Annotated in this window: 21 protein-coding genes; all 21 read right to left on the bottom strand. The window is 38.9% G+C overall.

Annotated elements, in window-relative coordinates:
• Nucleotides 1-103: 103 nt before the first annotated feature.
• Complete coding sequence (gene fba, locus CRN97_RS12625) at nt 104-967, bottom strand: class II fructose-1,6-bisphosphate aldolase (RefSeq protein ID WP_033153129.1); 864 nt, start codon at nt 965-967, stop codon at nt 104-106.
• Between the two features lie 76 nt (nt 968-1,043).
• Nucleotides 1,044-1,937 carry a diacylglycerol/lipid kinase family protein gene (locus CRN97_RS12620; protein WP_097077109.1) on the bottom strand — a complete coding sequence of 298 codons (894 nt, stop codon included), beginning with the start codon at nt 1,935-1,937 and terminating at the stop codon, nt 1,044-1,046.
• An 18-nt stretch (nt 1,938-1,955) separates the two neighbouring features.
• A complete protein-coding gene (locus tag CRN97_RS12615) occupies nt 1,956-2,204 on the bottom strand; it encodes an HPr family phosphocarrier protein (RefSeq protein WP_044938633.1) in 249 nt (82 codons plus the stop codon).
• Between the two features lie 42 nt (nt 2,205-2,246).
• The gene (gene whiA, locus CRN97_RS12610) at nt 2,247-3,089 is read right to left on the bottom strand and encodes a DNA-binding protein WhiA (protein WP_044938636.1); all 843 of its coding nucleotides are present in this window, start codon (nt 3,087-3,089) and stop codon (nt 2,247-2,249) included.
• On the bottom strand, nt 3,090-3,962 hold the full coding sequence (gene rapZ / locus CRN97_RS12605) for an RNase adapter RapZ (RefSeq protein WP_033153122.1): 873 nt from the start codon (nt 3,960-3,962) through the stop codon (nt 3,090-3,092). It lies immediately after the preceding gene.
• Nucleotides 3,959-4,885, bottom strand: a complete 927-nt coding sequence (murB, locus tag CRN97_RS12600; RefSeq protein WP_097077108.1) for a UDP-N-acetylmuramate dehydrogenase — start codon at nt 4,883-4,885, stop codon at nt 3,959-3,961. The genes rapZ and murB overlap by 4 nt, the downstream gene beginning before the upstream one ends.
• Nucleotides 4,878-6,275, bottom strand: coding sequence for an aminopeptidase (locus CRN97_RS12595; RefSeq protein ID WP_074791611.1), 1,398 nt, complete (start codon nt 6,273-6,275; stop codon nt 4,878-4,880). Before CRN97_RS12595 ends, murB begins: the two co-directional genes overlap by 8 nt.
• A gap of 14 nt (nt 6,276-6,289) precedes the next feature.
• On the bottom strand, nt 6,290-7,219 hold the full coding sequence (hprK, locus tag CRN97_RS12590) for an HPr(Ser) kinase/phosphatase (protein WP_044938645.1): 930 nt from the start codon (nt 7,217-7,219) through the stop codon (nt 6,290-6,292).
• Between the two features lie 31 nt (nt 7,220-7,250).
• Complete coding sequence (uvrC, locus tag CRN97_RS12585) at nt 7,251-9,122, bottom strand: excinuclease ABC subunit UvrC (protein ID WP_097077106.1); 1,872 nt, start codon at nt 9,120-9,122, stop codon at nt 7,251-7,253.
• A 5-nt stretch (nt 9,123-9,127) separates the two neighbouring features.
• Nucleotides 9,128-11,131, bottom strand: a complete 2,004-nt coding sequence (ftsH, locus tag CRN97_RS12580; protein WP_097077105.1) for an ATP-dependent zinc metalloprotease FtsH — start codon at nt 11,129-11,131, stop codon at nt 9,128-9,130.
• Between the two features lie 133 nt (nt 11,132-11,264).
• Nucleotides 11,265-12,062, bottom strand: coding sequence for an ABC transporter ATP-binding protein (locus CRN97_RS12575; protein ID WP_097077104.1), 798 nt, complete (start codon nt 12,060-12,062; stop codon nt 11,265-11,267).
• Nucleotides 12,062-12,985: an ABC transporter permease gene (locus CRN97_RS12570; protein ID WP_044938652.1), complete on the bottom strand. Its 924-nt coding sequence runs from the start codon at nt 12,983-12,985 to the stop codon at nt 12,062-12,064. Before CRN97_RS12570 ends, CRN97_RS12575 begins: the two co-directional genes overlap by 1 nt.
• Before the next feature lie 73 nt (nt 12,986-13,058).
• Nucleotides 13,059-14,096 carry an ABC transporter substrate-binding protein gene (locus tag CRN97_RS12565; RefSeq protein ID WP_044938655.1) on the bottom strand — a complete coding sequence of 346 codons (1,038 nt, stop codon included), beginning with the start codon at nt 14,094-14,096 and terminating at the stop codon, nt 13,059-13,061.
• A 98-nt stretch (nt 14,097-14,194) separates the two neighbouring features.
• A complete protein-coding gene (locus CRN97_RS12560; protein ID WP_097077103.1) occupies nt 14,195-14,974 on the bottom strand; it encodes a glucose 1-dehydrogenase in 780 nt (259 codons plus the stop codon).
• Between the two features lie 124 nt (nt 14,975-15,098).
• A complete protein-coding gene (locus tag CRN97_RS12555) occupies nt 15,099-16,463 on the bottom strand; it encodes an MATE family efflux transporter (protein WP_097077102.1) in 1,365 nt (454 codons plus the stop codon).
• A gap of 186 nt (nt 16,464-16,649) precedes the next feature.
• Nucleotides 16,650-17,174, bottom strand: a complete 525-nt coding sequence (locus CRN97_RS12550; RefSeq protein ID WP_033153100.1) for a bL17 family ribosomal protein — start codon at nt 17,172-17,174, stop codon at nt 16,650-16,652.
• Nucleotides 17,175-17,310: 136 nt separating this feature from the next.
• Entirely contained in the window at nt 17,311-18,270 is a 960-nt protein-coding gene (locus CRN97_RS12545; protein ID WP_033153098.1) for a DNA-directed RNA polymerase subunit alpha, read from the bottom strand.
• A 174-nt stretch (nt 18,271-18,444) separates the two neighbouring features.
• The gene (gene rpsD, locus CRN97_RS12540; protein ID WP_033153092.1) at nt 18,445-19,038 is read right to left on the bottom strand and encodes a 30S ribosomal protein S4; all 594 of its coding nucleotides are present in this window, start codon (nt 19,036-19,038) and stop codon (nt 18,445-18,447) included.
• Nucleotides 19,039-19,054: 16 nt separating this feature from the next.
• Nucleotides 19,055-19,447 carry a 30S ribosomal protein S11 gene (rpsK, locus tag CRN97_RS12535; RefSeq protein ID WP_015548335.1) on the bottom strand — a complete coding sequence of 131 codons (393 nt, stop codon included), beginning with the start codon at nt 19,445-19,447 and terminating at the stop codon, nt 19,055-19,057.
• Between the two features lie 35 nt (nt 19,448-19,482).
• Nucleotides 19,483-19,851, bottom strand: a complete 369-nt coding sequence (rpsM, locus tag CRN97_RS12530) for a 30S ribosomal protein S13 (protein ID WP_044938667.1) — start codon at nt 19,849-19,851, stop codon at nt 19,483-19,485.
• A 204-nt stretch (nt 19,852-20,055) separates the two neighbouring features.
• Complete coding sequence (gene rpmJ, locus CRN97_RS12525) at nt 20,056-20,169, bottom strand: 50S ribosomal protein L36 (RefSeq protein ID WP_004604068.1); 114 nt, start codon at nt 20,167-20,169, stop codon at nt 20,056-20,058.
• Nucleotides 20,170-20,201 lie beyond the last annotated feature (32 nt).

The raw sequence follows: 20,201 nt of genomic DNA, 5'->3' as shown, positions 1-20,201 counted from the left end.
AAAGTATCCTTTCCCATAACATATATAAAGAAAGACAATCAGCAAGGATCCCCACCGATTGTCTTCCATAAAGCTCATAAGAAAGCTAAATCGGGCAAACCGATTAAGCCTTTCCAACTGAACCGAAAAGTTCCATCTTTTCTTTAACTGTTGCCTTGATAGCATCTGTACCAGGAGCTAAAAGCTTACGTGGATCGAAGCCCTTACCCTCAAGGTCCTTACCAGCCTCAATATATTTACGTGTAGCGTCAGCAAATGAAAGCTGGCACTCTGTGTTAACGTTGATCTTTGAAACGCCAAGCTCGATAGCCTTCTTGATCATATCAGCTGGGATACCTGTACCACCGTGAAGTACGAGTGGCATTGCACCTGTCTTCTGCTGAATAGCATCAAGTGTCTCGAAAGAAAGTCCCTGCCAGTTCTCTGGGTACTTACCGTGGATGTTACCGATACCTGCTGCAAGCATATCTACACCAAGGTCAGCGATTGTCTTGCACTCGTTAGGATCAGCACACTCGCCCATACCTACAACACCATCTTCTTCACCACCGATTGAACCAACTTCGCACTCGATAGAAAGGCCAAGTCCGTGAGCAACATTAACAAGCTCTGTAGACTTTGCAAGGTTCTCCTCGAATGGATAGTGTGAACCATCAAACATGATTGATGTGAAACCAGCTTTGATGCACTTGTAGCATCCTTCGTATGTACCGTGATCAAGGTGAAGTGCTACAGGAACTGTAATTCCGAGCTCCTCGTCCATAGCCTTAACCATAGCAGCTACTGTACCGAAGCCTGTCATGTACTTACCAGCACCCTCAGATACACCAAGGATTACAGGTGAGTTAAGCTCCTGAGCTGTAAGAAGAATGGCTTTTGTCCACTCAAGGTTATTAATGTTGAACTGACCAACTGCATAGTGGCCTGCTTTTGCTTTATCAAGCATTTCTTTTGCAGAAACTAACATAATTATATCCTCCATATAATCGTTTTTGGGTTCTAAAGAACCCCATCTACCGCAAATTTTAACATAACGTAAAATTCTATTCAATAGCTATTTCAAGGGCGCTGTTCTCGTCTATAACGCTAACGACCTTATGATTGCCACCGAATTCTCCATCTAATGTCCATGGGACATCTTCACTACATGTAAACTTTATTTCGCTGGTTTGGAAACTGTATACCATCTCTGAATCTGGAATAATACCAGTCATAAAGCCTAGGATTTCATTGAGCTCCATTGGGTTACGTGGCATTTTGATTAATGTAGCTTCAAACACACCATCGTTCAAACCAATATTACCTCTTATGATACCCTGAAAACCGCCGACAGACTTTGAATTAGTAATCATGCCATAAATAAACTCATCATAAATAACATTGCCATCATACTCCACCTGCATGCGGAATGAAGGTATATCGCGAAGCTGTTTAGCTCCTTCGATTATATATGCAGCATGTCCTAGAAGATTCTTTAAATCTTGTGATGTGGCATAAGATACTTCTGTAAAAATACCAAATGCAGCCACATATACAAATGAATCTGAATTGAATCTACCTATATCACATGGAAATAGTTTATCAGAAACACTAATCTGCGCTGCATTTAACATGTTCTTATCTATACCAAGTGAATTTCCAAAATCATTTGTAGAGCCAGCTGGAATATATCCAATAGGCTTTCTTTCTGATGGAGCCAACTGCATCATACCAGTAACCACTTCATCAAGTGTTCCATCTCCACCAGAGCAAACGATTCTATCGAAATCCTTGGACTGTTCAATTGTCTGTCTTGTTGCATCGCCACCAGACTGTGTAATATGTACACTAACCTGATAGCCAGCCTTAATCATTATATCCAGAATGTCAGCCAGATGTTCTTTTATCTGCCCTTTACCAGAGCGTGGATTGATAATAAATAATAATCTTTTTGACATATATCCCTCGATAATAATTTATTTTGTAAGGAAATCAGCAAGTTCTGTGACAGCCTTTTCTTCATCATCTCCTGTAGCATCAATAACTACCTTTGATCCTGAAGCCAATACCAAACTCATCATACCCATAATACTTTTAGCATTAACCTTCTTTTCATCCATCTCGAAATAGATTGAACTTCCAAACTGGTTAGCTAACTGCACAAGGTGTGCTATTGGTGTAGCTTCCATTGAATTTGTCATCTGAATAGTAACTTCTTTTTGCATGACGTCCTCCTGAAAAACTAAATAAAACCTAACGCTGGCCTTTTATAACTGTTCTGCCATTTGAACCAGCTTTTTCAATCGATGATTAACTCCTGACTTGCCTATAGGTGGATCTAAGTACTGTCCCAAGGCTCCTAGCGGTGTGTCTGGATTATCAAGTCTTACCTGAGCAATTTCCTGTAGCTGTGGTGGCAATGTATCAAGCCCCAGCTTTTCATCCAAAAGATGAATTGCTTCGATTTGTCGAACAGCTGCATTAACTGTTTTGCCGATGTTTGCTGTCTCGCAATTGACTTTTCGATTGATTGTGCCTCGCACCTCTTTAACTACCCTGATGTTTTCCAACTCCATTACTGAGTGAGCAGCTTCCATAACACGTAATATTTCAACGATTTGTGCGCCTTCTTTAAGGTATACAACATATTTACCATTTCTGCTAACATATTTTGCTTCCACATCGAATGTGTTCATAACCTTTGTTAGCTGAGAAGCCATAGCTTCTGTGTTGCATACAATCTCAAAATGATATCCCTTATTGGGATCTGAAATGGAGCCTGCCGCCAAAAACGCTCCTCGTATAAATGAACGCTTACAGCATGGCTGTTGGATAACTAAATCGTTTGCTATCTCGCTATCATCGGATAGCTTAAGCATTTTTTTAGTCTCCAATAAGACATCAGTAGACAGTGCTGTGACATCTTTTCCTATATTAAGTGTTTTATTTAATAAAGTAAAGACTTTTCTGTTTAATGGTTCATCTGAATAGTTCTGAAATGCATTTATTCCTTCCATAAGAAAAATGCCAGACATCTCTGCCACCATACAATGCCTACTTTTAGGAATAACAGAAAAGAGTTCCTCTTTTACATCTTTTGAAAATGACAATTATTTTCCTCTCAAAGCATCCTTGCCTATATCACGATGCTCAATTTTAAGTCCATAAGACTCATCATGATTTAGTGCCTCAAAAATCTCATCTGCCAAACATACACTTCTGTGTTTACCGCCTGTACATCCAACTGCAATAACTAGCTGATTCTTTCCTTCTTTTATATAGTTAGGAATCAGGAACTTGATTAAGTCAGTTGTTTTCTCCAAGAAAATCTGAGACTCCTCATATTTTAAAACGAAATCCTTGATTGGCTGGTCGTTTCCTGTGAACGGCCTAAGGTCCGTATCATAGTATGGATTTGGTAAGAATCGTACATCAAAAACCAAATCCGCATCTTCTGGAATTCCGTACTTAAAGCCAAATGAAATGATAGTCACGAAAAGGCTCTTGTAATCTGCATCATCAACAAATATCTTTTCAAGCTCTTCCTTTAACTCTCTTGTTAAAAGATGAGTTGTATCGATAACATAGTCTGCCTCATCACGCAAAAATCCAATAGATTCTCTTTCCTGCTGAATGCCTGCTGCAATTCTTTCTCTACCAGAAAGTGGATGATTACGTCTGGTCTCTTTGTATCGTTTAATTAACACATCATCCTCTGCATCCAAGAACAGAATAGAAAAATGTTTGTTGTCGTTGTCTAATTCCTGCAAAATGTCCGGCAAAAGCTTCATAGCTCTACCATTACGTACATCTATTCCAACAACAATCTTTTGATCAAAGGCGCCATTCTCAGCCAATTCAACAACGCTCTTTAACAATTGGATTGGAAGATTGTCCATGCAATAGTAGCCCATATCCTCCAGCATTTTAAATGCTGTGTTTTTACCTGCACCTGACATTCCTGTTAGAATTAATAGCTTCAATTTACGTTCCTCCCTATAATTCGAACCTCTGGAACTAAATGAACTCCAAATTTATTAAATACTTTATCATTAACATCTGACATTAATTGTAAAACATCAGCTGCTGTTGCATCGCCCTTATTTACTACAAAGCCACAGTGTTTTTCTGAAACCTGGGCACCACCTACAGTATATCCGCGCAATCCTGTGTCATCAATAAGCTTTCCAGCAAAATATCCCTCTGGTCGCTTAAAAGTAGAACCTGCACTTGGGAAATTAAGTGGTTGCTTTTCAGTACGCTGCTGTCTGATTTCGTCAATTCTAGCCTGTATTTCTTCTGGATTTCCTTGACTAAGCTTAAGAACAGCAGAAAGAACATATCCTCCATCTTCCATTAAAGATGAATGACGATACGACATTGATAATTCCTCTGGTGTAACAGCTTTCTGCTCCATTGATGGAGTAAGAATAAGGACTGATTCGATTATGTCCTTCATTTCCCCGCCATAGGCACCTGCATTCATAAATACTGCTCCACCTATTGAACCTGGTATTCCTGATGCGAATTCCATTCCAGTAAGCCCTGCTTTTGCAGCTTTGTTAGCTACAGTTGAAAGCAAAGCGCCTGCTTCTACAACCACTGTGTCACCATTGATTGTTATATCATTTGATTGTTTACCCAGGGAAATAACAACACCTTCGATTCCCTCATCAGACACTAGCAAATTGCTTCCATTTCCTATAACAATAAATGGAATCTCCTGCTCTTTAAGAAATTGAATTAAAGGAATAATAGAGGCATAATCCGGCTCGATATAAATATCGGCCGGACCTCCTATTCTAAAAGTCGTATGACTTTTCATTGCTTCCTCTAAAAGGATTAAAGATTTTGGAAATTGTGCTTTTAATTCTTCTGCTAATTTCTGGTATTTCTCATTAAGCATATTTAATAAACGCCTCGTATCCTAATAATGCTTCGTATAAATCAACCTTTGAAATAATCTCACATGGAGCGTGCATAGAAAGAACAGCAACACCTGAGTCAATTACCTGCATGTTGTAATTGCCCATGATGTAGGCGATTGTTCCACCGCCACCCTGGTCTACCTTACCAAGCTCAGCTGTCTGCCAGAATACATTGTCCTTGTCCATGATGTCACGAACCTCTGCAACATACTCAGCGGATGCATCGTTTGAACCACTCTTACCTCTAGCGCCTGTATATTTGTTAAATACAAGACCACGTCCGAGATATGCTGAGTTGTTCTTTTCAAATGCTGATGCATAGTTTGGATCAAATGCTGCAGATACATCTGATGAAAGAACCTTGCAGTTTGTAAGAGCTCTGCGAAGCTTAAGCTCTGAATAATCTCCTGTAAGATTGTAAAGCTCTGCGAAAATATTCTCAAAGAATCTAGATTCCATACCTGTTGCGCCTACAGAACCAATTTCTTCTTTATCTACAAGGAGGCAGCATGCTGTCTTCTTTAATTTTTCCTTGCAATCAATAAGTGCCATAAATGATGAGTAAGCACATACTCTATCATCGTGACCGTATCCTAAGATCATTGAACGATCAAAACCAAAGTCTCTAGCTGGACCGGCTGGAACAACTTCGATTTCTGCTGAAATGAAATCTTCTTCCTCAATATCGTACTTGTCTTTGAGAAGCTTAAGAATATTCTTCTTTACAGATTCCTTTTCCTTCTCGCCCTTTTTGTCAAAGCCTGGGATGCTTCCTACGATAACATTGAGGTCTTCACCTTCTACTACCTTTGCACCCTTCTTATCCATCTGGTCTGCTGCAAGATGAATAAGTAAATCTGAAATACCAAATACTGGATCATTCTCATCTTCACCTACGTTAACAGGCATTACTTCACCTGTCTTTTTAACAAGTACACCGTGAAGTGCAAGTGGAATAGTTACCCACTGGTATTTCTTGATACCACCATAATAGTGAGTGTCAAGTAATGCGATATCTGAATCCTCGTATAATGGATTCTGCTTTAAATCCATTCTTGGGCTGTCGATATGAGCACCAAGAATGTTCATGCCAGACTCTAAATCCTCTGTACCTACAATAAATAAAGCAAGCTCCTTACCCTTATTTACAGCGTAAACCTTTTCTCCTGCTTTAAGCTTCTTACCACTTGCAATAGCTTCATCAAGATTCTTAAATCCTGCTTTTTCAGCCTTTTCTACAAAGAATGCAACGCATTCTCTTTCTGTTTTGCATGTTGATAAGAACTTTCTATAGTCTTCACCAAAGGCCATAACCTTTTTCTTATCTTTTTCTGAAGTATATTTACTCCAAGCATTCTTACGTTCCATAAGATTTGCATCTCCTATCCATTAATATTATTCTGAACTCGCCTGTAAAGCTCTTCAGCAGCATTATAGCCCATCTTCTTCTGACGATGGTTTACTGCAGCTGCCTCACAAATAATAGCGAGATTTCTACCTGGTCTGATTGGAAGTGAGTGACATGTTACATCAATTCCTAGAATGTTCATATATTCATCTGTCATACCAAGACGGTCATACTCTTTTTCTTTTGACCAATCCTCAAGCTTAATAACTAAATCAATACGCTGCTCATCCTTTACAGCCTCAACACCATAAAGAGATTTGACATCGATAATTCCAATACCTCTAAGCTCAATGAGATACTGTGTGATTGATGGTGCTCGTCCATATAATCTTTCGTTGTTTGGACGACGAATCTCTACTACATCGTCTGATACAAGTCTGTGACCACGACGGATAAGCTCCAATGCTGCCTCTGATTTACCTATTCCAGATTCACCAGTAATAAGCAAACCTTCACCATAAACATCAACTAATACTCCGTGAATAGTTGTGTATGGTGCAAAGTCTTTATTTAAAGAATATATCAAAGCTGACATAAACTCTGATGTAGCACGATCAGTTCCTAATACAGGAACATTTGCCTTAACAGCTTCCTTGAGTAATATTTCTCCCGGCTTTTCACCTCTACAGAAAATTACACATGGAATATCATATGTTAATAACTGTGCAAAGCTTTCTGCTTTTTCTTCATCTGTCTTTTTATTTAAGTACGCTGCTTCTACATTTCCAATAACCTGAATTCGGCTTGAATCAAAATGCTCATAAAATCCGTGTAGCTGAAGCGCTGGTCTATTGACATCTGCAACTGTTACCTGAGCCTCTTCAAGATTAAGCTCTGGTGTGAAATTGGTAAGATTAAATCTTTCCTGAATTGTTGCTACTGATACAAATTTATTATTTGCCATAAAAACCTCCCATCTACTGAAAATTCATAGACTATTTTAGCTCATTTTCCGCGGAATTAATAGGGTGAAAGTAATTGTATACATTCTCGGCTGCTTCTTTACTCATAGATTCTGTATCCATCAAATCTTCCACCGTGGCATTTGCCATTTTTTCTGCAGAAATATATTTTTTCATAAGGGCCTTGCGTCTCTTTGGTCCAATGCCCTCAATATCATCAAGAAAACTTTTAACCTGTCCTTTGCTTCTGAGGCTACGATGATATTCTATTGCAAATCGATGTGCTTCATCTTGAAGTCTTGTAATTAACTGGAAGCCCTCAGAATGTGTATCTATAGGTATTTCTTCATCCTTATAGTATAGGCCTCTGGTTCTATGATGATTATCCTTTACCATACCTGCAATAGGAATGTGAAGCCCTAATTCGGCCATAACCTGCTCTGCAATGTGCACCTGTCCTTTACCACCATCCATCATTATAACATCAGGGAATTTGGTAAAGCTGTCTTCTATTACACCACCATTTTCTTCAAGCTCTTCTAGACCATGAGAAAAACGACGAGTCAGCACCTCATGCATAGATGCGTAATCATTTGGACCTTCAACGGTTTTGATTTTGAATTTACGATAATCCGAGCGCTTTGGCTTACCCTTTTCAAATACTACCATTGAGCCAACTGATTGGAATCCTGAAATATTTGAAATATCGTATGCCTCCATTCTGCTCGCTCCTGGAAGACCTAATATATCAGCTATTTCCTTCATAGCTCCAATTGTGCGACCCTCTTCTTTCTTGATTTTTTCTCTATCCTGATCCAAAACCATCTGGGCATTTTTAGCCGCAAGTTCAACAAGCTTTTCCTTGGCTCCACGCTTAGGAGTTCTTATATACACTCTGGAACCTTTTTTATTTGTAAGCCATGTTTCAATTAATTCCGATTCAGTCATTTCAAACTGAACAAATATTTCTCTAGGGATAAAAGGTGTACCTGTGTAGTAATCCTTAAGGAAGTATTCAAGCAAATCTTCATCCGTATCATCCACGCGAACATTAATAAAGAAATGCTCTCTACCAATCATTTTGCCACCGCGAATAAAGAACACCTGAACAACTGCATCTTCTTTGCCTTTTGCCATAGCAATGATATCTCTGTCCTCGCCATCAAGCTGGGTAGCTTTCTGCCTTCCTGCACAGGCCTTTACTGACTCAATCAAATCTCTGTAAAGGGCAGCCTTCTCGTAGTCCATATCCTCAGATGCTGCAAGCATTTTTCTTTGAAGATCTTTAATTGTATCGGCGTAATCTCCGTTTAAAAACTCGATTACTTTTTCTACGTTTTTACGATACTCCTCTACAGGAACATTTCCCTGGCAAGGGCCTAAGCACTGACCAATATGATAGTTCAAGCATGGTCTGTTCTTACCAAAATTTTCTGGAAGCTTCTGGGAACAGGTTCGTATCTTATATAGTTTTTGAACTAGCTCAATAGTGTCGTGAACAGCTCCTGCAGATGTGAATGGGCCAAAAAACTTACTACCATTCTTTTTCATCCTTCTAGAAAACAGCACCCTTGGATATGCTTCCTGTAAAGTAACCTCAATATATGGATAGGTCTTATCGTCACGAAGCATAGTGTTATACTTTGGTCGATATTCCTTTATTAAATTACATTCTAAAATAAGAGCCTCTAATTCAGAGTCAGTGACTATAAACTCGAAATAATCAATATTTGCCACCATCTGCTTTTTCTTGAGGCCCTCATCATGGCTTGGTTGAAAGTATTGTCTCACTCTGTGACGAAGAGACAACGCTTTACCTACATATATAATTTCATCATTTTTCCCGTGCATTAGATAAACTCCCGGTTGATCTGGGAGTTTACTAAGGTCTTTTTCAGTTACCATATAAATTACTCATCAAAAATGCTATCTTTTACCACATTCTGTGGATCATTATCATCGTCAAAAAGACTATGTCTTTCTGGCTCTTTCTTTTCTTCTGGATCTGGAATTCCCTTTATTTCTCTAAAGATTGACATGAACTCCTTACCTGTGATTGTCTCATGCTCAAATAGATAGTCAGAAATCTTATCAAGGCATTCCATGTTGTCTGCAAGAAGCTGCTTTGCTTTTGCATAAGCATCAGTAATCATCTGAAGAACTTCCTTATCAATTTCTGCTGCTGTGTTTTCGCCACAGATTAATGATGCTCTTCCATCAAGATACTGGCTCTCTACTGTTGCAAGTCCCATCATTCCAAACTTTTCAGACATACCAAATCGAGTAACCATTGCTCTGGCAATCTTTGTAGCTTGCTCGATATCATTTGCTGCACCTGATGTATATGAGCCAAACTTAATATCTTCTGCTGCTCGACCACCCATATATGTAACGATCTTTGCGATTAACTCATCCTTAGTTTCAAGGAACTTTTCTTCTTCTGGTGTCTGAAGTGTGTATCCCAATGCTCCCATTGTTCTAGGAACAATTGTAATCTTCTGAACTGGCTCAGCATCCTTTTGCAATGCAGAAACAAGAGCATGTCCAACTTCGTGATATGAAACGATTTTACGTTCCTTCTCACTCATTGCTCTATCCTTCTTTTCCTTGCCGCCGACTGCTACAAGTTCAAATGCTTCAAATAAATCTTTTTGATTTACAAACTTACGCTTATCCTTGACTGCTAAAATCGCTGCTTCGTTGATAATGTTAGCCAAATCAGAACCTACAAGACCTACAGATGCAAGTGCGATAGCGTCCAAATCAACTGTTTCATCCATCTTTACATCCTTTGCATGAACTTTGAGGATTTCAAGACGTCCCTTTTGATCAGGCTTATCAACAATGATTCGTCTATCAAAACGACCTGGACGAAGTAATGCTTTATCAAGTACCTCTGGTCTATTTGTAGCTGCAAGAATAAGTAATCCCTTATTTGAATCGAAACCATCCATCTCGGAGAGAAGCTGATTTAATGTCTGCTCACGCTCATCGTTACCGCCGCCATAATGTGCATCACGGCTCTTACCAATGGCATCAATCTCATCGATGAAAACGATACATGGTGCTACTTTCTGTGCTTCCTTGAAAAGGTCACGTACACGTGAAGCACCAACACCAACAAACATCTCTACGAAATCAGAACCTGCAAGTGAGAAGAATGGAACACCAGCTTCACCTGCAACTGCTTTTGCAAGAAGAGTTTTACCTGTTCCTGGAGGGCCTACTAAAAGAGCACCCTTTGGAAGCTTCGCGCCGATTTCTGTGTATTTACGAGGGTTATGAAGGAAGTCTACCATTTCCTGTACAGACTCCTTGGCCTCGTCCTGACCTGCTACATCCTTAAATGTAACTCCTGTAGCCTTTTCCATGTTGTAGAGCTTGGCATTTGATTTGCCAACGCCCATTGGGCCACCACCCATACGTTTCATAAAGAAACCGAGAAGAACCCATAATAAAACAATTGGAAGAACAAATGAAAGGACATTATAAATAATTGCCGCTGTCGAGTCAGCAATTGTACCTTCGTATTCCACACCGTGCTCATCCAACTTATCAAGCAAATCATCATCACGAAGATATGCTGTATAAAGCTTTACAGATGTTTTCTGGCCTGTACTTTCATATATCTGCTGAAGTGTGTTGGCTTCATCAGATGACATGCCATATGTTTCGCCCTCAACAAGAGTAATATTGATAACATCATTGTCGAAGTTTACTTCTGCAACTTTATCGTCTTCAACAAGCTGTAAAAACTCTGTATAAGTAATCTCCTGATTTGAATTTGAACTAGCCCCTCTATACATCATACTTGTAAAGAAAAGTGCCACAAGCACTAGTATTCCTAAAGTGTAGAAAGGCTGACGATTATTCTTTTTATCTCCACCGTTTTGGTTGTTATTATTCTCGTTCACAACTGCCTCCGTTTTGTAGAAAATTCTTATATTAATTTATCATAAAATAGTGGAAAAGTAATGATTTTAATAAAATTTTAATAGATATAAAAAACAAAACCGTCTGCAAACATTGCTGACGGTTTTGTATAATTTACTTTGATAATATTTCTGTATCGTTAGTGAACTCTGTACCAGATACCTCTTCAAATTTATGTAAAAGGTCCTCAATTGTAAGATTCTTTTTTTCTTCTCCCGAAATGTTGAGAATAACTCTGCCCTCATTCATCATGATAAGTCGATTACCATAATGGATGGCATCTCTCATATTATGGGTAACCATCATGGCTGTAAGATTATTCTCTTTAATTAGCATATCAGTTATTTCAAGAACCTTTGCTGCAGTCTTTGGATCGAGGGCTGCTGTGTGCTCATCTAGCAGTAAAACCTTTGGCTTCTGAATAGTTGCCATAAGAAGCGTAAGTGCCTGGCGTTGTCCTCCTGAAAGCAATCCCACTTTAGCTGTAAGTCTATCTTCCAAGCCCAAATCCAACTGCTTTAGCATTTCGTGATATCTTTCTCTTTCAGCTTTCGTAACGCCCCAGCCTAAACCTCTTGCTTTTCCTCTGCGTGCTGCCAAAGCCATGTTTTCATCAATCTGCATGTTTGCTGCAGTACCTGTCATAGGGTCCTGGAACACTCTTCCCAAGTAACGGGCACGCTTGTGCTCTGGAAGGCCGGTAACATCAACACCATCTATTGAGATAGAACCTGCATCTACTGGCCATACACCTGCAATCGCATTAAGAAATGTGGATTTTCCTGCACCATTTCCACCAATTACTGTGCAGAATTCGCCCTCCTCTAAATAAAGAGATGCACCTGATAATGCTACTTTTTCATTAATTGTCCCAGCATTAAAAGTTTTTCTAATTTTATTAGCATTAAGCATTATCGTTTACCTCCTCTTTTTGCCGCCTTAAAGAAGGAGCTATTCATTTTATTCTTTAAATATGGCACAGCAAGGAATATTGCTACTATTATCGCTGTGAACAATTTCATGTCATTTGCTGGCATCTTGAGCCACAATACAAATGCTATGAAAATGTAATAAAGAATACCACCTACAATTACAAAACCAAGTGCAAGCCAGAATGTACTCTTTTTCTTGAAAAATGCATTACATAACACATCTCCAATAATGATGGATGCCAATCCTATTACAATCGCGCCTCTACCCATATTTACATCAGCATTACCATTGAACTGAGCAAATAATGCGCCTGCAAAAGCAACTAGTGCATTTGATACTACAAGTCCTAATGCTTTCATAACATTTACGTTAATTCCCTGGGCTTTTGCCATGGCTGGGTTTGTTCCTGTAGCACGAAGTGCAGAACCCATTTCTGTTCCAAAGAACCAATACATAATTGCTATTATAATCACAGCAATCACAAGAACAGTGATTAACGCATCTGTTTTATATCTAAGTGAAACAGCCAAATTGTACTTATCTACTGAAATAGGAGTGTTTGGCTGATTTTTAGCAATTCTCAAATTTATTGAATATAATGCGAGCTGAGTAAGAATACCTGCCAATATATCAGGAATTCCAAGAACTGTATGTAATACGCCTGTGATCAATCCAGCCAATGCTCCTGCGATTAATGCAAGTACCAAAGCCAACACCCAAGAATGGCCTGATATAATCACCATAGCTGCAACAGCTCCTCCTGTTGCAAATGATCCATCTACCGATAAATCTGCAAAATTTAATAATTTGAATGTAATGTAGATGCCTAGTGCCATTATTCCGTATATTATTCCCTGTGCAACTGTACCAGGCATTCCTGCAATTAATGTTTCAATTCCCATTTTAAACTCCAAAGAGCAAGGTCAAAATTTCTGACCTTGCCCCAAAATAATTTTATTTTGTTGCTAAATCTTATTATTCAGCCTCTTCTTCCATCTCGATTGCAACATAATCATCTGGAAGCTCAATTCCGAGCGCTTCTGCAATTACTGGATTATATTCCTTTGTAAACTCTGTTGCATACTGAATCTCATATGTAGCAGGGTCCTGTCCATTAACAAGGATTTCGTAAGCCATAAGACCTGCTGCATATCCGATATCATAGTATGAAATAGAAAGTGTTGCGATACCGCATCCCTTACAGATTCCTTCCTCACCAGCGATGATTGGCACGCCTGCTGTAAGTGCTACATTGTTGATTGTTTCAGCGCAACTTGCTGCTACATTATCTGTAGGAACATATAATACATCGCTTTCTCCGCATGCTGTCTGAACTACTGTTGCAACGTCTGCTGAGTCAGAGAATGTGTATGCTGTAACATTGTATCCATAGTCCTCAAGATATGTTGTAATCTGATTTGCCTGATATAATGAATTATCCTCGCCAGAGCAGTAGATGATTCCTACTTCTTTTGCATCTGGGAAAAGCTCATTTAACATTTCTGCCTGTCCATCAAGTGGAGCCAAATCAGATGTACCTGTTACGTTGATTCCTGTTGTACCTTCCCAATCTTTAATTCCAAGTGCTGTACCATAATCTGTAATAGATGTAGCTACGATTGGAATAGAATTTGTTGCTGTTGAACTAGCCTGCATTGCAGGTGTTGCATTAGCCATAATCAAATCAACATTATCTGATACAAACGAATTTGCAATTGTGGCACATGTAGCTGTATCACCAGAAGCATTCTGTACGTTGATTTCTACCTGATCCCCAAGCTTCTCTTTTAAAGCATCTGAAAATCCCTCTGTTGCTGTATCAAGGGCTGGATGCTGCACTAACTGAATTACTCCTACATTGTATGTCTGATTAGCATCTGTAGTAGTTTCTTCTGTTGTTTCGGTTGTTGTGGCTGTTTCTGCTTCCTTTTGAGCGGCTGCATCTGTACCGCAACCAACCATGCTAAGAACCATTACTGACGCCAAAACTGATGCAAGTATTTTCTTCTTCATGTTTTCCCCTCCTGATTATTCTTCTTTGAAGTACTTTAGCACTTTTAATCACTAAAGTCAACAAGAACAAAAATATGGGCCCACCAGGCCCATATTGATTACATACATGTATATCCGCCATCAACTGGAAGAATTACACCATTAACATATGTACTTGCTGGAGATGCAAGGAAAATTGCTGCTGTGTCTAGCTCGCCCTCTTTACCATATCTGTTAAGAGGAATCATAGTCTTTGCATATTGCTGGAAAAACTCACTATCCAATATTTCTTTTGTAAGTGGTGTTTCAAAGTATCCTGGGCAAATAGCATTCACTGTAATTCCCTTATTTCCCCACTCTGATGCAAGCGCTCTTGTGAGATTTACAACACCGCCCTTTGCAGCGTGGTATGCAGCTGCTGGAGCAATATTATTTCCAACTAAGCCATACATAGAAGCAATATTTATAATACGGCCATATCCAGCAGGAATCATAGCCTTTTTAGCAATGGCTCTGGCCATCTTAAAACTACCTGTCAAATCAATGGCTACTTCTCCTTCAAATTGAGCATCTTCAACATCCTCTGCTGGTGTTGCTCCTGATCCTGTACCAGCATTATTAATTAAAATATCAATTCTGCCAAACTCTTTAAGGACTGTATCTACTGCAGCATTTACTTTCTCAGTATCCGTGATATCACAAGGAACTCCAATAGCCTTAACACCGAATGTGTCAGAAATCTCTTTTGCCACCTCTTCAATAAGATTCTGGCGACGGGCAACTGCTACTATATTACATCCCTGGGCTGCCAATGCCTTGGCCATCTGTACGCCAAGCCCTGATGAGCACCCTGTAATAAGCGCTACTTGACCTGATAAATCAAAATACTTTTTCTCCATAAAAACTTCCTCCTTTAATTTTATGCCATTGTATCAAAATCTCAGGAAAAATGTAAAAGTATTTTTGCATAATTTTGTATTTATTTTGTATTTTTCAGACAATTCGTTTGTTAATTATCAAACACTAAATGTGGATTACTTTATCTCCTCCATATTTATCAGTTAATTTTTTACAACAATAATAGAATCCTGGCACTAAGAACAGGTCTGCAAAAAGCCATGCTACAGGACTGGCCCATATAGCTCCGCTAAAGCCTATCATAGGTACCAAAGTAAATGCTACTAATATACGAGCTATCATCTCCATTACACCTGCAAATACCGCAAATGTGGAGAATCCCATTCCCTGGATTGCAAATCTAAATATATTAACTCCTGCAAGCAAAGTATAGGTAATACTATTTGCCAATAAGAACATTCTAGCCTGTTTAATAACAATGTCCGTAGATGTAAATAACCTTAAGATTGTACTTCCACTAAAGAACAATACTATAAAGATGAGTATTGCATATATCGTTCCTAACATCTGCGCTGTCCATACACCTTTTCGAACTCTTTGGATATCTTTTGCGCCAACATTTTGACCTGCAAATGTGGCCATAGTGCCTCCAAGTGCATCAAAAGGACATACTACAAACATAGATACTTTAGAGCCTGCTGTCATAGAAGCTACAGCGACAGTACCTAAGCCATTAACAGCAGTCTGTAGAACAACCGAGCCAATTGCTGTTATAGAGTATTGCAAGCCAAATGGAAGACCCATTGATATTAAAACTGCTGTATGATGTGGACCTAGCTTTAAATCATTTTTTGCCAGCTTAAGAATCGGAAATTTCTTTTTCATATATATCAAACAGCTTATGCCAGCAATAAACTGAGATATCACAGTTGCAAGTGCTGGACCATCTACGCTCATTCCCAAAACTATAATAAAAACAATATCTAATACAATATTGATTCCTGCTGCCATAATTAAGAAGTAGGTTGGCGTTTTGCTATCTCCTAGCGAACGCATTATACCAGCGGTAAGATTATACAAAAAAGTAACTGGTATTCCGAAAAATATAATTGAAATATAGGAATACGCTAGCTTGATAATATCATTTGGGGTTTGCATAATCTCCAATATTTGATAACAAAAGATACTTACTACTAATGTTATAGCAAGAGCAAATATGCCAGATATTATTATTGAGTTTCCTACAAACTTACGCATCGAATCATAGGATTCTGCTCCAAATCGTTGGGCAACAGGAATTGCAAAACCCGAACAGACTCCTATACAAAAACCATTGATTAAAAAATTAATAGATCCAGTTGAACCTACTGCAGCTAATGCATTATCTCCTAATGTTTGACCAACTATAATAGTATCAACAAGGTTGTACATTTGTTGGAATAAAAGTCCCGCAAGCATAGGAATGGAAAACCCTAATATAAGCTTCATTGGGCTTCCTTCTGTCATTTTCTTTGTGCTATCAGCTGCCATACTTAAGACCTCCCATTAATTTCTTTCTTGCTTTTAGAATACACCACATTTTATTTTTAATATAGTATTTATTTTAGCATTTTATATAATATTATAGATTTTTCACCATAGGCAATATACATATGGAATCTATTATTTCAATAAAAAAACCAGGACTAATGTCCTGGTTTAAAAAGCAAATATATATTATACAAGCTCAAGAACTACTTCCATAGCTGCATCGCCCTTACGTGGTCCGATCTTAACGATACGTGTGTAACCACCCTTGCGGTCAACATACTTTGGAGCAATCTCATCAAATACAAAGTTAGCCATATCAACCTTGTGTGTCTCGCTCTTCTTAGCACCCTTAGCTGTAGGTGTGTAAAGAACCTGCATCATCTGACGACGAGCGTGAAGTCTTGAAGGAGAATCCTTCTTAATCTTCTTATCAACTGTATCGTATACAGTTACCTTCTTGCCATCAACAACTTCCTTTACTCTCTTACCATCTTTGTCCTTGCGTGCTACCTTAGCCTGAACTGTAACTTCTTCGAAGTTATCCTTTTCCTTAACACCAAGAGTAATGATGTGCTCAGCAATCTTCTTTACTTCCTTAGCCTTAGCTTCAGTTGTAACGATCTTGCCGTGATAAAGAAGCTCTGTTACCTGGTTTCTTAAAAGAGCTTTTCTCTGTGATGATGTTCTGCTTAATTTTCTGTACTTTGCCATTTCTTTTCTCCTTATAGCTGGCGTTACAGGTGCTCATCGGTCTTACCCCGTAACTTGATTAATGGAAAGGCATGCGCGACAGTGCTCATCGGTCTTATCCGTCACGTATTATTTCCTGTTACTATATGCTCTCGAACTAGTCCTCTACCATTCTAAGTGAAAGACCAAGCTCGCTAAGCTTCTGCTCTACTTCTTCCATTGACTTGCGACCAAGGTTACGAACCTTCATCATGTCATCTGGTGACTTGTCGCAAAGCTCTGCTACTGTGTTGATACCAGCTCTCTTTAAGCAGTTGTATGAACGAACTGAAAGCTCAAGCTCATCAATGCTCATTTCAAGAGTCTTACCTGTTGTATCATCAGGCTTGTCAGCGATAACGCTAAGATCCTGAGCAGCATCTGAAAGGTTAACAAAAAGATTTAAATGCTCGCTGAGTACCTTTGCAGCCATAGAAACGGCTTCATCTGGACCCATTGTACCATTTGTATATACATCAAGTGTAAGCTTGTCATAATCTGTAACCTGGCCTACACGAGTGTCCTCAACTGTCATATTTACACGCTCAACTGGTGTGTAAATTGAGTCAACTGCAATCTTACCGATTGGAGTATCTGGAGTTTTGTTCTTATCTGCAGAGATATATCCACGATTCTTTGTAATTGTAAGCTCCATGTAAAGCTTGCAATCATTACCACCATTAAGATGTGCAATAACAAGATCAGGATTGATAATCTCGATATCAGAGTCAACCTGGATATCAGCAGCTGTAACAACTCCCTCTCCCTCGAACTCAATATATGCTGTCTTTGGCTCATCTGAAGAGCTATTATTTCTAATAGCAAGCTCCTTGATGTTCATTACGATTTCAGTAACATCCTCTTTTACACCTGGAATGGCACTGAACTCATGAAGAACGCCTTCAATCTTTATCTGGCTAACTGCAGCTCCTGGCAGAGACGAAAGCATAATTCTGCGAAGTGAATTACCAAGTGTTATACCATAACCTCTCTCAAGGGGTTCAACAACGAATCTGCCGTATTTTTTGTCCTCAGAAATCTCTACGATTTCAATATTTGGGTTTTCAAAATTTAACACTACATTGCCTCCTTATTTCATAAATTATGAAACTTAATGTACTAGACTCTAAAAAAGGAATATTTAATAAATATTCCATCAGATTACTTATTGCCACATAGTAAAATTGTAACAAATCGCACTTATACAAGCAAGCTTGTATAAGTGCTTTTTGTAAACATTTACTAATAATTATTATTTTGAATATAACTCGACGATAAGCATCTCGTCTACTGGTACATCAATCTGCTCTCTATTAGGAAGCTCTTTAACTGTACCCTTAAGGTTCTCAGCATCAACATCAACCCACTCTGGAGTTGTTCTACCAGCTGTAACCTCTGCGATATCCTTAAATCTCTGAAGGCTCTTTGACTTCTCGCGAACTTCGATAACATCGCCTGCCTTTACAAGATATGAAGGAACATTTACTGGCTTGCCGTTTACAAGGAACATCTTGTGATCAACAACCTGACGAGCTTCTTTTCTTGTACGAGCAAATCCCATACGGAATACTACGTTATCAAGACGGCTCTCAAGCATTGTCATAAGGTTTTCACCTGTCATACCCTTCTGACGGTCAGCCTTCTCATAATAATTACGGAAAGGCTTCTCAAGTACGCCATAAATGAACTTAGCCTTCTGCTTCTCCTGAAGCTGAAGAGCGTACTCAGACTTCTTGCCTCTTCCTCTATTCTTCTGTCTACGTGACTTTTTATCATATCCTAAAAATGTAGGATCTAAATCAAGAGATCTACATCTTTTAAGAACTGGTGTCTTATTAACTGCCATTAGATTTCCCTCCTAATTAGACTCTTCTACGCTTTGGTGGACGACATCCGTTATGTGGAACTGGAGTAACATCCTTGATTGTAAGAACCTGAACGCCGTTTGCATCGATTGCTCTGATTGCAGCTTCACGTCCTGAACCTGGTCCCTTTACGAATACATCTACACTCTTTAAACCGTGAACTAAAGCAGCCTTAACTGCTGTCTCTGCTGCCATCTGTGCAGCATAAGGAGTAGATTTCCTTGAACCTCTAAATCCTAGACCACCAGCACTTGCCCATGAAAGAGCGTTACCCTGAGCATCTGTAATAGTAACGATAGTATTATTGAAAGATGCCTGAACATGTACCTGTCCGTGTTCAACGTTTTTCTTTACACGCTTTTTTGTTGTCTTCTTTGCAACTTTAGCCATAATTAAACTAACCTACTTTCTTTCTATGAATATAATTACTTCTTCTTATTTGCTACTGTACGCTTTGGACCCTTACGAGTACGAGCGTTTGTCTTAGTCTTCTGTCCACGAACAGGAAGACCCTTTCTATGACGGATACCTCTGTAGCATCCGATTTCCTGAAGTCTCTTAATATCAAGAGCTACTTCTCTTCTAAGATCACCTTCTACAGTCATAGTTTCGTCAATAACTGTGCTAATCTTCTTAACTTCTTCGTCAGTTAAATCCTTAACACGTGTGCTAGGATCTACACCAGCTGCTTCAAGAATCTTGTTTGAGCTTACTCTACCGATTCCGTAAATGTAAGTTAAACCAATTTCAATTCTCTTGTCTCTTGGTAAATCTACACCTGCAATACGAGCCATGTGTGTTTACACCTCCATAAATTTCTACTATTAATAAGCGATATAAGTAATACAGCTCCGATCACTCGGCCTGAAATGTGTGTACACCCATATCTGGAACAAATTGGCCTCGGTATGATAGGCCTATTTATTATGAACAGCCTAAATTAGATACTCTTTAGACTGCAGCCGCACATAATAAAATGCTACATAAACAAACAGGAATTAACCCTGACGCTGCTTATGCTTTGGGTTCTCGCAGATAATACGAATGCTACCCTTTCTTTTGATGACCTTGCACTTCTCGCACATAGGCTTTACAGAAGATCTTACTTTCACGATTTTCCTCCTTTCCATGCCCTTTTATTCAA

Source organism: Pseudobutyrivibrio ruminis DSM 9787 (genome assembly GCF_900218035.1).
GTDB classification, from domain to species: domain Bacteria; phylum Bacillota; class Clostridia; order Lachnospirales; family Lachnospiraceae; genus Pseudobutyrivibrio; species Pseudobutyrivibrio ruminis.
The sequence above is the reverse complement of the archived record's forward strand: the minus strand, read 5'-3'. Positions and strand labels throughout refer to the sequence as shown.

Excerpts from the sequence above, each read along its gene's own strand:
- rpsK (WP_015548335.1), bottom strand. The coding sequence starts at position 19,447 with ATGGCTAAAGTTGCAAAGAAGACAACAAAAAAGCGTGTAAAGAAAAAC.
- hprK (WP_044938645.1), bottom strand. The coding sequence starts at position 7,219 with ATGGCAAATAATAAATTTGTATCAGTAGCAACAATTCAGGAAAGATTT.
- CRN97_RS12555 (WP_097077102.1), bottom strand. The coding sequence starts at position 16,463 with ATGGCAGCTGATAGCACAAAGAAAATGACAGAAGGAAGCCCAATGAAG.
- CRN97_RS12570 (WP_044938652.1), bottom strand. The coding sequence starts at position 12,985 with ATGGGAATTGAAACATTAATTGCAGGAATGCCTGGTACAGTTGCACAG.
- CRN97_RS12575 (WP_097077104.1), bottom strand. The coding sequence starts at position 12,062 with ATGCTTAATGCTAATAAAATTAGAAAAACTTTTAATGCTGGGACAATT.
- CRN97_RS12565 (WP_044938655.1), bottom strand. The coding sequence starts at position 14,096 with ATGAAGAAGAAAATACTTGCATCAGTTTTGGCGTCAGTAATGGTTCTT.
- CRN97_RS12550 (WP_033153100.1), bottom strand. The coding sequence starts at position 17,174 with ATGGCAAAGTACAGAAAATTAAGCAGAACATCATCACAGAGAAAAGCT.
- rpsM (WP_044938667.1), bottom strand. The coding sequence starts at position 19,851 with ATGGCTCGTATTGCAGGTGTAGATTTACCAAGAGACAAGAGAATTGAA.
- uvrC (WP_097077106.1), bottom strand. The coding sequence starts at position 9,122 with ATGGTAACTGAAAAAGACCTTAGTAAACTCCCAGATCAACCGGGAGTT.
- CRN97_RS12595 (WP_074791611.1), bottom strand. The coding sequence starts at position 6,275 with ATGGAACGTAAGAATGCTTGGAGTAAATATACTTCAGAAAAAGATAAG.
- rpsD (WP_033153092.1), bottom strand. The coding sequence starts at position 19,038 with ATGGCAGTTAATAAGACACCAGTTCTTAAAAGATGTAGATCTCTTGAT.
- CRN97_RS12620 (WP_097077109.1), bottom strand. The coding sequence starts at position 1,937 with ATGTCAAAAAGATTATTATTTATTATCAATCCACGCTCTGGTAAAGGG.
- murB (WP_097077108.1), bottom strand. The coding sequence starts at position 4,885 with ATGCTTAATGAGAAATACCAGAAATTAGCAGAAGAATTAAAAGCACAA.
- CRN97_RS12560 (WP_097077103.1), bottom strand. The coding sequence starts at position 14,974 with ATGGAGAAAAAGTATTTTGATTTATCAGGTCAAGTAGCGCTTATTACA.
- fba (WP_033153129.1), bottom strand. The coding sequence starts at position 967 with ATGTTAGTTTCTGCAAAAGAAATGCTTGATAAAGCAAAAGCAGGCCAC.
- CRN97_RS12615 (WP_044938633.1), bottom strand. The coding sequence starts at position 2,204 with ATGCAAAAAGAAGTTACTATTCAGATGACAAATTCAATGGAAGCTACA.